Origin of the sequence: Idiomarina zobellii, from assembly GCF_900100855.1 — a bacterium.
GTDB classification, from domain to species: Bacteria; Pseudomonadota; Gammaproteobacteria; order Enterobacterales; family Alteromonadaceae; genus Idiomarina; species Idiomarina zobellii.
The window spans coordinates 1-13,544 of the sequence record NZ_FNCB01000003.1 but is presented as its reverse complement, the minus strand read 5'-3'; the positions used below and the strand labels follow the sequence as shown (position 1 = coordinate 13,544).

Genomic DNA, 13,544 nt, shown 5'->3' with positions numbered 1-13,544 from the left:
GCGTCCTGCTTAATTAAAATTGCTCGCCCAATGAGAATAAAGGCAAGTACATAGCCACTAAAAGAGTGCCTATAATGCCGCCTAAAATAAGCATCAGCAAGGGCTGTGAGTAACTTGAAATACGCTCAGAATAAAGAGTGAGCTGCTTTTGCTGGTACAACGCCAACTGCTTAAATGCTTGCGCCATACGGCCGGACTTCTCTGCTGACTGAATAAAGCTCATGGTTTTCGGCGTATTCAATGCCGACGATCTGAACGCCTTAGACCAGCCTAAGCCTTTTTCTAAATGGTAACTAATAAGGTGAAGCCGGCTTTTATAGACCGGGCAGCTCAGGTTATTTGTCGTAAGCTGTAGGGCATGAATAGCATCAATGCCTGCTTCTAGCGATAAACCAAGCTGATAATAAATTTGTTGTTCGCGTGAGCCAATTACTAATTCCCTATAGACCGGCAGCTTTAGCGTGCAGTGTCGCCAAAATGCAGGAAATTGGTGTCTAATCAGCCGGCAGGAAAGGTAGAGTAGACAAAAAGCGCTGCCGATAAAAACAGCGTGTTGGCTTACGAATTCTGAAATTGCGATAACCTTTTGAGTCAACAGCGGTAAGTTGGCATTCCCAAAAAGCTTCTGAAACTGGGGAAGTACCCAAGTCATCATGAGTAAGGCAACGGCACAGGCAAATGCCGCAATAATTAGCGGGTAACGAAGTGCTTTGGTGAGTTGTTCCTTTAGTGCCATTTGCTGCTGCTTTAACGTCAAAATATTGTGCAAACCACTGACCAAATGACCACTCGACTCGGCCCATTCAATGGTTTGTATGTCAGCAGCGGGCAGCCAATCTGAGTATTGCTTAAGCGCACTCGAAAGTGGGCGTCCCAACTTTATTGTCGCAAGGCAGTCATTCACTAGCCAAGTCATTGCCTTTGAAGAGTGCTGATTAACACTATGCTTTAATGCGTCGGGTAAAGGCAGACCGCACTCGAGCAGTTCAAGCCACTGCTCTATAGTTTGCAGCCATTCTTTATCAGCGGGCTTAGGTGTTTTTATAAGGTGTTCGCGCTGTACTGAAATACGACTCAACCCTCTTTCCGACAAAAGTCGAATGGCGTGCAATTGACTGGTGGTATGTATTAACCCAGTCTGTCCGGCACTTTTCCAGCGCCAGCGAGTTACTTTTTGCTCAGTCATTAATGCTGACCTTGTGTCTTTCGTAATAGGCTCTTGCCTGCTCAAAAGTTGGCAGTTTTACGTGCTCTAAATAGTTGGCTTTATCGGTACCGGATGCTCTGGAGTTAAGCAGCGGGCTGGCCTCCTGTCCCCAGGGCAGCACCTCAAAAATCGCCTGTCTATGAGGCTGGAAGTTATTGTCAAACGCTGGAAGTAAGCGCTGACTAACAATTAGAGTGAGCGCGCTAGCAATATCTAGCGGATTAACGCCGAGCGACTTTAAACGAGCGAGCGTTTCCAACGACCCATTGGTATGCATAGTAGTTAAAACAAGGTGACCCGTTTGAGCCGCTTGCAGGGCTATTTTAGCGGTCTCTGCATCGCGAATTTCGCCAATCATAATGACATCGGGGTCTTGTCTTAGCAGCGCTCGCAACAGCGAGGCAAACGACAGTCCTTTGCGCTCATTTACCATGAGTTGTGTGCTCCCGGCTAAAGGAGATTCAATTGGGTCTTCCACCGTGCAGACGTTGAGTTTTTGAACATTAATGGACTGAAGTGCGCTGTATAACGTCGATGTCTTTCCGCTCCCGGTTGGCCCTGTGACAATAATAAGCCCCTGAGTCCTTGATAATGCCTGCTCGAAGCATTGATACTGGCACTCTAACAGTCCTGTATCTGCCAACGGTAAAATGTGTTCTGAAGATTTTAGGCAGCGCAGTACCAATTTTTCACCACCGAGGGCTGAACAGCAATTCAACCGAAACTCAAAGTTCTGATGGGTCGCTTTGTGTGCGACCGTTAAGCGGCCATCTTGCGGTATTGGTTGTTCGGTCAGATCGAGATCAGCCAGTACTTTTATTCGAGCAATAACTTGCTTGGCAAAAGACACCTGAAGAGCGTCTTTGGTGTCTAAATCGCCTCCTGAACGCGTCCTCACGCGATAACTGCTCTGGTAAGGCTCTATATGAATATCTGAGCCTCCGTTAAGTGCGCATTCACACAAGAGCTGCTCGACGTAATCGACAGCGGAGTTTTGTAAAGGCTTATAGCCTGAAAGCGGGTGAGAGTTTCTAACAACAAGCACTTTTTTGTCACTGAACAGGCTTAACAGAACGGGCTCAACCGGTTTGCACTGAGGATCCTGCGACAGCAATATCCACTGCTCATCTTCAGCAATCCGTGTTAGCCCGTGTTGTTTTAAAAAGCCCTCATTCTGGTTCGTCTCTGTTAGCTCGCTGTTTGCTAACAAAGCTATATCAACTTCAGCGGTAAGGCAGGTTGCGACGTAACTCATTATTCACCAATACCTTGCTGGCAGCCGCTAACAACACTTCGGCTTTGCTGATAGTCAGAGCAGCCGACGTTCCATTCCAAATGGGTGTTCGACGGAACTGGGGTCAATTCAACGGACAATGGTTGTTCATCTATGGTTACAGAGGCTAATTGAAGGCTAATACGAGCGTCCTCACCAATGCTGAGACTGGCTACGTCATCCGGTAGCGGCGTCGGCACATTGGGCAGACCGTTTTGGCCTGGTTGGGCACAGTCTGAAAGTTGCCCTTCGGTTTGCCAGCATAGCGCAATGGATAGCTGGAATGGTTGAGCATGTGCTAACGCTTTAGTGACTTTCGCTTGCTGTGTGTAATGGGTGTAGGAGGGAACAGCAATGGCCGACAATATCGCTATGATAGCAACCACCACCATCATTTCTATAAGACTAAAACCGTTGTACTGAGTATTTGCATCCTGCATAAGACAGCTCCTGATAAAAAGTCAGGAAACTGTCGTCTATTAAGCAGAATTTGTCGAATGTATTTATTTGTAAGTTATTGACGAATTTAGGAAATTCGCATTGAAAGATCAATGGCTTGAATGTTTTTGGTCAGTGCGCCAGAGGAAATAAAATCGACGCCGGTGGTAGCTAACTCAGCCAAACGTTCGTCAGTAATGTTACCGGATACTTCCAGCTTGGCTTTATGTTCAGCCTTATTATTGGTCGCAACTGCCGACTCAATATCGGCTAAACTGAAGTTGTCCAGCATAATAATGTCAGCTTCGGCTGTCAGTGCTTGCTCAAACTCGTCTAAGTTTTCAACTTCCACCTCAACGGTTTTTCCGGGGTTAAGCTGCTTGGCTTTTTTGACTGCCTGCTCGATACCGCCGCAGGCAAAAATATGGTTTTCTTTAATTAAATAAGCGTCGTACAAGCCAATACGATGGTTTGCCCCGCCGCCACAGCGAACCGCAAACTTCTGTGCCAGACGCATGCCAGGAAGCGTTTTACGGGTATCCAGCAGTGTCGTATTGGTGCCTTCCAGAAGTCGGCTGTATTGGTGCGTTAACGTTGCGGTTGCTGACAAAGTCTGCAAAAAGTTCAAGGCAGTACGTTCGCCAGTGAGTAACACACGGCTTGGGCCTTCTAAATCACACAGCGTCGTATTCGGCTCGACCAAGTCACCATCTTTAACATGCCAGCTCAGAGACACTTCTTGACCGAGTTGTCTAAACACCTCGTTGACCCATTCCACACCACATATAACCGCTTTGTCGCGAGTGATAATGGTCGCTTTAGAATGGCTGGTAGGGCTAATTAACTGGGCGGTAATGTCCAGGCTGGCATCTTTTTCCGACAAATCTTCGACCAGTGCGTTACGAACACCTTCCTGAATGGCGAGTTGCAATTCGTGCTGACTCATATTGGCTTTACCTTTTTACAGACAATACGGATACTAGGGGGCAAACTTTACCGTTTTGTTGAGCCTGTGAAAAGCGAACAACTGAAAAACCATAAAATAACTCACGCTATACAGCATGCGTCGCCGCACTTTGACGAGCGGCCTGACGAGTCTGACATCAGTCTGCTGGTGATTCATTGTATCAGCTTGCCCGAGGGTGAGTATGGCACGCCTTATGTCAAAGACCTGTTTATGGGGGAGCTACAGATCAATGCACACCCAGACTTTGCGCCTTTAGAAGGGCTGCGAGTGTCAGCGCATTGCGTCATTCGCCGGGACGGCACGTTAGAGCAATACGTACCTTTCGATAAGCGCGCCTGGCATGCCGGACAATCACGTTACTGTGGTCGCAAACGCTGCAACGACTTTAGTATTGGCATTGAACTAGAAGGCACCGACCAGAGTGCCTATACTGATAAGCAATATCAGTGTTTGGTGGAGGTGACGGAGCTTTTATTGACGCACTATCCAAAACTGAACCGGCGACGCATTATTGGACATGAACACATAGCGCCTGGCAGAAAGACAGACCCGGGCAGCGGTTTTGACTGGCCGAGATATTTGAATCAATTATAAGGAGCATTTGATGGTTCTCATCGCGTTGCTAATTGCATTGAGTATTGAACGGCTTTACCACAGCCCTGACGCTTTGCATTGGCAGTTTTACCTGAGTCGTTGGCAGCATTGGAGTGCTTCAAAGCTGAGCGATGAAAAATGGCAAAGTGCTCCGGCAACCTTTTTGAGAACCATAGCACCTGCACTTTTTGTAGGGCTGTTAATACAGTTGCTCGATAATTTGTTGGTAACCTTTTTAGTGAGCATTGCCGCTTTATTGTTAGCGATAAACTGTGAGCCTGCCCGAGTTTCCTATAAAACCTATTTAAAAGCCGCAAACCGAGGTGACGATGAAACATGCCAGGAATACCAGCGTGCGTTATCACAATATGCGGGACTGGGTGAAAAGACATCCGTTAATCAGTCTCTGATTTGGATGAATTACCGGCATTATTTAGCGGTGATGTTTTACTTTGTGTTATTTGGAAGTTTTGGCGCGCTGCTTTACGCGACGTTTCGAATAGCCGCTGACACTGAAAATAACTCAGAATCACAAGATAATTCAAAGTCTTACTGGTCAAGACTGCTATGGTTCGCTGATTGGGTACCGGCGCGTTTGGCTGCTTTTGGGTTATTAATTGTTGGACACTTTTCACGGGCGTTCCCGGTTTGGGTCAAGCACAGTCTGAACCCGCAGGCCGAACCGGATAAACTGCTTTTTAATGTCGCCTGCAAAGCAGAAGACAGCCCTCAGCACCCCGACGACAGGACCGAGCACATTGCTTGCCAGTTGCGTTTAATGCGTCGCCAGCAGATTTTCTGGGTGTGTGTTATTGCCGCGCTTACGTTGTGGGGAACGGTTAATTAAATAGTAAAATAAAGTTTCCTGATAAAGGTTCTTACGATAGCGGAAGGAGCCAATCTTTGATTGGCTCCAAAATGAGCTAAAAGAGAAATAATCATAAAAGAGTAATCCACACAAACACAAAAGTTACTTAAATTTAGTCCATTGAATAATCAAAAAAATCTCTCTGTTTGCCCTTTCTCCCTCTTCTAATACTTCATCAGAGTCTTCCAATAATAATTTCGCAGATCACACTATTCACTTCTGGATTATTATGATGTATAAAAAGTGTTATATATGATAAGGGCGATTTATGATTTTTTATTCTCGGAAACCTATCGTTATTTTAGGTATAACTATTGCTATTTTTTCTAGTCTCCCGGTTTTTGCTCAGGAGACAACTGAAGCCGATGAAAAGGTAAAGGCGTTTGCGATAGATTTGCCAGGGGGAAACCCGACAGTCCCTCCATCAGTAAGACCTGTCACTGTACCGTCAACGAGCAACGGCGACTTTACTATTTCATGGAGTAACGTTGGAGCGCAGTCCTATGAAATTTATATGAGTCCAAATGGTGGTTCGAGCTATGGTAAAATCCAGACTTTAGGATCTGGGTATTCAAACTATTCTGTCAATAATTACGAAGCAGGAACGTATCGGTTTCGCGTAACGGCCTGTAACAGTTCTAATCGATACTATTGTAGTCATACCTACAGCAATAATGTCACCGTCACGCTGCCAAAGTATACCGTGTCTGCCAGAGTAGATGGGGGAGGCGGTTCTGTTTCACCTGCTACGCAGTCAATTCAGAAAGGTAAAAGAACAACCATTAACGTTAGCAAAAATACAGGTTATGAGATCCATTCTATTACAGGATGTAATGGTAGTCTGAGTGGCGGAACTTATACAACAGGCAAGATCACATCCAATTGTTCGGTTACCGCACGTTTTAAAAAGAAAACCTTTTCTGCAACTTCCATAATCAAGGTTGAAAATGGCGACATCAGTCCTCTTGCAAGAACAATAGAATACCAAAAAACTGGAAAATTCACTCTGACTCCCGACTCTGGCTATCGCAGTTCCTCCGTAATTGGGTGCCCTGGTCAGCTCAATGGCAATACTTTTACGACCGCTCCTATGACGGCGTCATGTTATTTAAATCCGCAGTTTGTCAAAGTATTTAGTGTTACTACTGAAGCCAGCGCTGGGGGGAGAATAGATCCAGTCTCAAGGGTGGTCGATTCAGGGATGGAAGCTGAGTTCACTATCATTCCCGATTTGGGATATGAAACCCAAAGTGTATCGGGATGTTTTGGCGAGTATAGCAAACCCGTTTATACAACAACGCCCGTTAGTAGTGCATGCACAGTTAAGGCTAAGTTTGTGAAAAAGACCTATGATGTTAATACTAATATCGGCACTGGTGGAAAAGTTAGACCTGAGCATGCAGTGGTTGATGCCGGAGATAGATTATCACTCACTATTTCCCCCGATATTGGCTACAAAATTTCGGAGGTTAATGGGTGTGGCGTGACATTTAATGGAACAGCTTATACCACCACAGAGATGACGGTCGATTGCACAGTTAATGCTACATTTGAGAAAATAGATTACGAAATAAGTACGATTGTCGAGGGCTCAGGAGGCATTGTTAGCCCGTCCCAAGCTATATTAAATTATGGTGAAAAACAGACCTTTCATATAATTGCAAATAGCGGCTACCGAGTTTTGTCAACCCATGGTTGCCATGGTTCTTTACATGAAGGCAACTTATTTGAAACCGGAGCTATTACCGAGGATTGCAGCGTTACATCAACGTTTCAAAAAACTTACCAAGTTAAAACAAATACAAGTGTAGGAGGAAGTGTTATGCCACTAAAGAGAATCGTCGATTCTGGTGGTAAAGCCTCTCTCACAATAGTACCCGCCTTAGGTTATAGCATTTTGTCCGCAAATGGTTGCAAGGGGGAGCTTAGTGGCAACGTTTTTACAACGAGTGAAATAAATTCTGATTGCTTAGTCAATGTGACTTTTAAATTAGATACAACGGAGCGTCGGGTTGTTTTTATCCATACCGATTTACAAGGCTCTGTGGCAGCCGAGTCGGATGAAAACGGCAATGTTCACTAACCGGTCGCAAGCAAAGGATTTGTCAATGAGTCATTATTACCACAAAAAGTTTAGTCTGGCATTATTAGTGTTATTACCTCTTGCTGGTCATGCGAGTGATGATCAAGAAACACTTCGATCGCCTGCTGTAGTGGAAACACATATGCTGAGTCGTGCTATTCATTTTAGCCACAACCAGAATACGGCTGATTCATCAGCACAAAATGTCACAACTTCAGCAGCGAATATTGATTCTCCCGGTGGGACAAACTCGAATTTAGAGCCGTACCAGGCGAAAAGTATTATCCCAAAACTGAAGGTTAACGAGTCGGTCACACCGGATACCACGGACTTACTTGGTGAAAAAATTGATTTAAACACAGGCTCCGTTAGTTTTCATCAAGCCGATATTCGCCTTCCAGGGAATTCAGCGCTAGAAGTTGCCATTCGCCGCGTTTACCGGGGCAATTACTGGCAGTTTCAAAACTCAGCTGAATTTGGTGACTGGAAACTCAGCATTCCTAATATCAGCACGACGCTAATGACCAAACCGGGCTATATTTCCGGAGCCTGGGGGCAGGGTCAAGAGTGCAGCGGATCGTTAAATCCTGGGGCGTTTTATGCAGGAGGAGAACTACTGGAGAGTTATCAGTATTGGAATGGTGACTCGCTGAATGTGCCGGGACAAACCAATGAAAAGTTACTTGTTCCATCTTCCCATCTGCTCACAAGTAGTGAAGTAGGAACTTACCAACGGGTAACGAAAAGCAATTGGCGAATTTCTTGTTTTGATCGATACGATGAAAATAATGTCGTTGTGGGCGAAGGGTTTAGCGCTGAAGCTCCCAATGGAGATACTTACACGTTTGATCAGCTTCGTCTGGTTGAAGCAAAGCCATCAGGCAATAAAACGTGGGGCGGAGTGGTTAAGTATAATGCGTTTATGCTGGTCTCGAAGGTTGTCGATCGCTTCGGGAACTGGGTACGTTATCACTATAGTGATGATGGTTATTTAACCCGTATTACGGCAAATGACGGACGTACTATAACGCTTGAATACAATGATCCCGGTTATCCGCACTTAGTTACCTCGATAACAGCCAATAACCGTGAATGGGAATATAACTATGTAAACGAATACTCCGATCGGCAATTGCGGAATGTTATTTTGCCTAATGGGCAATCATGGACTTATACGTTGGCACCAATTTCAAAGCATGAGCCTAACCCGGGTAATGAAAGCCTGCTTTTTTGTGGACGAACGCCCGACAGCAGTCAGTATAAAGGAACGATTATTCACCCAAATGGTATGACAGGTGAGTTTTATGTTCAGGAAGTCATTCATGGTGAAACCAACGTTCTGCATTATCCGAATCAGTCGGGCAATATTCCTGAGTGTTTTTCTACGATGTCTCTGGTCAGTAAAAGCTTATCAGGTGATGGACTGGATACGGAACTTACCTGGCATTATGACTATTCACAAAACATAGGAACATTCAGTACGGACACAACGGCTCCGAGTGAAGCCCGCCTTAAACATAATAATTTACCTTACGGTGTTGATGCGGTTAATAACAAAACTACAACGATTACCGCACCGGACGGAAGTAAATCCCGATATTTTTATAATCGTGACTGGTCTTCAGCATCAGAAGGTTCGTTAACAGCGGTACAGAATTTTGATACCGATGGTTTTTCGCTCTTAAAAAGCAAAATCCTCGATTATCAGAAGAGTCCCTCTATTGGGTCGACTCATATGAACTCTTCTAAAACAAACAGCAGGCCACACAGGTACCGGCTCGATTTAGTCAGTGAAAATATAGTGACAACCCATTCGGACGGCGAGACTCATTATCTGACAGAGTACTCGGATTATAACCTTTATGGGAAACCCGGACTTAAAAAAGAGTCGGGTCCGTCAGGAACCAAGTATACAAAGTTCGAGTTTATTAATGATCGCGCGAACTGGACACTGAACTTACCGACCAAAGTTTCAATTAGCGCAAACGGCAGTTCATATAGCCCGATAAGAGAAAAAACATACAAGAGCCTCTCTCAGAGTAATGAGGGGGTGAGTTATGATGTGCTTGTTCCTCATCAGAATAAGGTTTATGGGACCTGGCGCTCGCGTTATTCTTCGTATCACTCCGATGGAAATGTGAAAGAAATTGAATACAATCAGCCCTTAATTAAAAGTGATGGACAGACATTCTCGTCAGAGTTTCGTTATAAAATTCTCAGTGCCTACCGCCGCGGTCAACCGCAGCATATCACGGTTCCTTCCCGTTACAGTAGCTCAGACACGATGAGTGCAAGCCGGGTGGTTGATGATAATGGGTGGGTAACGAATGTGACCGACTTTAACGGAAACTCGTATGGATACGGTTACGACGTGCTTGGGCGGCTTCTGTTTATTGATTTTCCAAACGATGCGAATCAATGGCTCGACACCTACTTTCAGTGGAGTGATGAGCCGGGCTTTGCCATCACGCGAACCGCGATGCGGTGTGAGCTAAATTCTGCCCGGACAGGGTGTGGAGGAAGCGTTACCAGCTCAAGTGAGTTACGGTTTGACGCATTGATGCGCAATATTCTGACTATTAAGACGGATCGTACGACAAATAATCAACGGTATCAGCGCAAAATGTTCGATGCGTATAATCAGGAAACCTTTGTTTCTCATTGGTCTGACTACCGTACGGAACAAAATGGTTTGTCATTCGAATACGATGGCTTGAATCGGATGATAAAGGAAAAACAAAGCGGTCTGGATGGCAAATTTATTGACTATTTGTCAGACAATACAATGCGTCGTACGGACGGGGAAGGCAATGTCACACGGACGCGTTACCGGGCTTTTGGCTCACCCTCGTATGAGCAGGCCGTAGTCATCAATTCGCCGGAAAACGTACGCACAGAGCTCTCTGTCAATATTTTTGGTGATATTACAGCCATTACTCAAAGTGGTCCGTTAGCCGCTTCTCAGACTGAATACCGGGCCTACGATGAGAGCCATAACCTCTGTAAAGTCTCCCGGGCGGACGTCGGCGTCAGCGTTTATACTCATAATGCACTGGGAGAGCCCACTTCGCGGGCAGAAGGGGTAGCCAGTGCATCGGTTAATAGTTGCATCAGTAGTGGGGCGGACGACAAGCGCATACAGCAAGTCGCCGATAATGTGGGTGACGTTTGGCAGGTAGACTACCCGGAAGAAGGAGCTTTTCCTTCACCGGATAAAGTCTATAAACGCGACAACAACGGCAATTTGCAGCGCCTTGAAACAGGCTCGGTGATTCAGACGTATTCCTTCAACAGCTTAGGTCAGCCCACAGCCGAAAGCCTCTCCGTTAACAGTCGTGATTATACGGTGCAGTACGGCTATAATCGTCAGGGTGATACCTCCTATTTCACGTACCCGGATGGTTATCAGGTGCACTTCGGGCCCAACGGTTTTGGTGAGCCGACCGGGTCGCGGCGCGTTAAATCGGGCGAGCCGGACTACATTTTTGCCGACGAAGCGAGTTACTATCCGAACGGGATGCTGAGCGGCTTTACCTATGGCAATGGTTTAATTCATGAGATGACACTTGATACCGCCAGGCAAGTTCCCACACGACTGAATGACTCAGGTGATAATGCCACGGCGTTAGATTACCAGTTCGGCTACGATGACAACCTTAATATTGTTTATCAGCATAACCTTGTGAATAGCGACTATACGTTAACCCAGCTGGCTTATGATGGCCTGGATCGGCTACTGTTTGTGAATGGCGGAGCCGGAGTCGGCACCTCGGAGTTAACCTATGACGGGCTGGGCAATATTCGGTCATACCATCAGTCGCTGTCAGACCGGGAGCTGAATTATCATTACAGTGACTCAACCAACCGATTAAGCGCTGTTGATGGGGCTGGCCCGGCTTATGATGCGTTTACTTACGACGCGCGCGGTAATGTAACTGACAACGGCACACGGTCATTCACTTATAACCGCGCCAACCAATTGGTGCAGTCCGGCGACATCCGTTACCGCTATGACGGGCATAACCGGCGGGTGATGGAAACCCGTAACGGCAGCCACCGTTACAGCTTTTACCGGTTAGACGGCACGCTGGTGTATCGGGAAACCGAGGCTGGTAGTATCAATTACGTCTACCTAGGCGATAAACTCATTGCCAAAGACGGTTATATTCCAGAAGACAGCGGTACGCAGCATTACCAGCCTTTTGGTGAGAGTATCGAAGGCGCGGTTGATGATGTCGGGTACACGGGTCACCGTTTTGATGCCGATACCGGTTTAGTTTATATGCAGGCACGATACTATGATCCAGTGATTGGGCGGTTTTATTCGAATGATCCGGTTGGATTTAAAGGTGTCCATAGCTTTAATCGGTATGCTTACGCAAATAATAATCCGTACAAGTATATTGATCCCGACGGAAGAGAAGTGAAACTTCAGTGGCATGAAGTTTCTATAGCAGGCATAGGGTCAGGAAAAAATCATTCTTTGTTGACTATCATACCGAATGAGCCAAGCCACTTTAATAATGCAAAAAGGATATCTTCCATAGGTCAGTTGACTAATTCTCAGGGACAGAAATATGGGACGATGGGGGCTGGCCCAAATGGGTCATGGAATTTAGAGAGTAACTACAACAGATCGAGCGATGCGGCTGAACATACTGGCGGAATAACTATTACTCCACCTAATGGAATGTCAGAAAATGATTTCGTTGATAATCTAATGCAGCTGGATGCTAACTATCAAGATAATTTGGAATACTCGTTTGATCCCAACGGTAGTGATACGTTTAATTCAAATTCATATGTTTCCGGTTTACTCAATGCAGCCGGTGTGGATATGACCAATATAAAAGTTCCAGAAGGCCAAGGTTTTGACAAGCCAGTTCCAAAAGAAAAATTTGAGAAAAAACAATAATGATTAAACTTCTAAAGCATTTCTTTTTAACATGCACAGTGATAAGTCTTGGAGCTTCCGTACTTATTGAGTCGTTTGACTTGCAATATGATGATGGTAGTTTTGGAGGGGTACTTTTTTTTATCTCTTTTATTACTGGCTTTATTCGATTTCTAGTGCAAGACATTTTGAGCTTTATTTCTATAAATATACAAGGGGTGTTTATTGAGTCAATATTGTCAGTGTTCTTGGCGATATTCTTAGATTTTTGTATGCGTATCGTAGTTCATAGGTATTGTAAGCGAAAAACGATTCATCCATAGTAAAGATGGCTCTTTGAATCCAAAGCCTCGCCCTCGCGGGGCTTTGTTTTTTTGCTCACATCAAGACAAGTCGTAGCTGTTCACTATTCAGATGTGACGGTGCAAGGTTTCTTATCAATGCCATGCTTGGTGGTGACCTCTCCCCCAAAAATAGGACCATGACATCGATGAGATTTCCATTAAAATGGGTCAAGTGGAGATCTCGATATGAAAAAACGTTACAGCGAAGAGCAAATCATCAAGGCCATCAAAGAGCATGAGGCCGGTGCAAAAGTTGACGAAATTTGTCGTCGCATGGGCATTTCCAGCGGCACGTTTTATAACTGGCGTAGTAAATACGCCGGAATGGAAGTGAATGAGGCCAAGCGTTTAAAAGAGCTTGAGTCTGAGAATAGCAAGCTTAAAAAGCTACTGGCGGAGAAAATGCTTGAGACAGAAGCCTTAAAGGACGTCGTCTCAAAAAAGTGGTGAAGCCCGCCAGCAAGAAGCGTGTCGTAGAGCACTTAATCTCTGCGTATAAGCTAAGCGAGCGCCTTGCGTGCAAGTTGGTCGGGCTGAGCCGAACAGCGTACCGATATAAGCCAAAGCAACGAGATGACGAGCGGGTAACAACTCGCCTAAAGGAGCTTGCCGTGGAATATCCACGGTATGGCTATTTACTGCTGCATGGGCTGCTTAAGCGCGAGGGGCTTGTAAAGAATAAGAAGCGAACCTATCGCCTTTATACCGAACAAGGGCTTCAGGTTCGGACCAAGAAACGTAAAAAGCTGACACGACCGCGTGTCGTTATGGACGCACCGCAGTGCGTATTTCGGTCTATCCGGACAGCGATTCCGGCATCATTCGGACAAGCGTTCCGGTGTCGTCCGGACAAGTTAATTCTCACCTCGCATGATT

At 45.7% G+C, this 13,544-nt stretch carries 8 protein-coding genes and 1 pseudogene; 5 read left to right on the top strand and 4 right to left on the bottom strand.

Annotation, left to right across the window (positions count from 1 at the left end):
• Window positions 1-13: 13 nt before the first annotated feature.
• From BLT32_RS04055 to nadC, 4 genes are all read right to left on the bottom strand, one after another.
• Window positions 14-1,186 (bottom strand): type II secretion system F family protein, encoded by a 1,173-nt coding sequence (locus BLT32_RS04055; RefSeq protein ID WP_053953023.1) that lies wholly within the window; start codon window positions 1,184-1,186, stop codon window positions 14-16.
• Window positions 1,179-2,462 carry a GspE/PulE family protein gene (locus BLT32_RS04050; protein WP_082343155.1) on the bottom strand — a complete coding sequence of 428 codons (1,284 nt, stop codon included), beginning with the start codon at window positions 2,460-2,462 and terminating at the stop codon, window positions 1,179-1,181. Before BLT32_RS04050 ends, BLT32_RS04055 begins: the two co-directional genes overlap by 8 nt.
• On the bottom strand, window positions 2,462-2,920 hold the full coding sequence (locus BLT32_RS04045; RefSeq protein ID WP_053953022.1) for a pilin: 459 nt from the start codon (window positions 2,918-2,920) through the stop codon (window positions 2,462-2,464). The genes BLT32_RS04050 and BLT32_RS04045 overlap by 1 nt, the downstream gene beginning before the upstream one ends.
• Window positions 2,921-3,006: 86 nt before the next feature.
• Window positions 3,007-3,864, bottom strand: a complete 858-nt coding sequence (gene nadC, locus BLT32_RS04040) for a carboxylating nicotinate-nucleotide diphosphorylase (RefSeq protein WP_053953021.1) — start codon at window positions 3,862-3,864, stop codon at window positions 3,007-3,009.
• A 66-nt stretch (window positions 3,865-3,930) separates the two neighbouring features.
• On the opposite strand from nadC, the gene ampD reads away from it, so the two are divergent.
• From ampD to BLT32_RS12805, 5 genes and pseudogenes are all read left to right on the top strand, one after another.
• The gene (gene ampD, locus BLT32_RS04035; RefSeq protein WP_053953241.1) at window positions 3,931-4,479 is read left to right on the top strand and encodes a 1,6-anhydro-N-acetylmuramyl-L-alanine amidase AmpD; all 549 of its coding nucleotides are present in this window, start codon (window positions 3,931-3,933) and stop codon (window positions 4,477-4,479) included.
• A 10-nt stretch (window positions 4,480-4,489) separates the two neighbouring features.
• Window positions 4,490-5,326 carry a beta-lactamase regulator AmpE gene (gene ampE, locus BLT32_RS04030; protein WP_053953020.1) on the top strand — a complete coding sequence of 279 codons (837 nt, stop codon included), beginning with the start codon at window positions 4,490-4,492 and terminating at the stop codon, window positions 5,324-5,326.
• 289 nt (window positions 5,327-5,615) lie between these two features.
• Window positions 5,616-7,430 (top strand): InlB B-repeat-containing protein, encoded by a 1,815-nt coding sequence (locus BLT32_RS04025; RefSeq protein ID WP_053953019.1) that lies wholly within the window; start codon window positions 5,616-5,618, stop codon window positions 7,428-7,430.
• A gap of 25 nt (window positions 7,431-7,455) precedes the next feature.
• Window positions 7,456-12,345: an RHS repeat domain-containing protein gene (locus BLT32_RS04020; protein ID WP_161802656.1), complete on the top strand. Its 4,890-nt coding sequence runs from the start codon at window positions 7,456-7,458 to the stop codon at window positions 12,343-12,345.
• Between the two features lie 509 nt (window positions 12,346-12,854).
• Window positions 12,855-13,456 (top strand): annotated as a pseudogene (locus tag BLT32_RS12805) (IS3-like element ISIba1 family transposase); the annotation flags it as partial.
• Window positions 13,457-13,544: the final 88 nt, after the last annotated feature.

What these genes read in the sequence shown, in the direction of transcription:
- nadC (WP_053953021.1), bottom strand. Translation starts at nt 3,864, where the DNA reads ATGAGTCAGCACGAATTGCAACTCGCCATTCAGGAAGGTGTTCGTAAC.
- BLT32_RS04025 (WP_053953019.1), top strand. Translation starts at nt 5,616, where the DNA reads ATGATTTTTTATTCTCGGAAACCTATCGTTATTTTAGGTATAACTATT.
- ampE (WP_053953020.1), top strand. Translation starts at nt 4,490, where the DNA reads ATGGTTCTCATCGCGTTGCTAATTGCATTGAGTATTGAACGGCTTTAC.
- BLT32_RS04050 (WP_082343155.1), bottom strand. Translation starts at nt 2,462, where the DNA reads ATGAGTTACGTCGCAACCTGCCTTACCGCTGAAGTTGATATAGCTTTG.
- BLT32_RS04055 (WP_053953023.1), bottom strand. Translation starts at nt 1,186, where the DNA reads ATGACTGAGCAAAAAGTAACTCGCTGGCGCTGGAAAAGTGCCGGACAG.
- BLT32_RS04045 (WP_053953022.1), bottom strand. Translation starts at nt 2,920, where the DNA reads ATGCAGGATGCAAATACTCAGTACAACGGTTTTAGTCTTATAGAAATG.
- BLT32_RS04020 (WP_161802656.1), top strand. Translation starts at nt 7,456, where the DNA reads ATGAGTCATTATTACCACAAAAAGTTTAGTCTGGCATTATTAGTGTTA.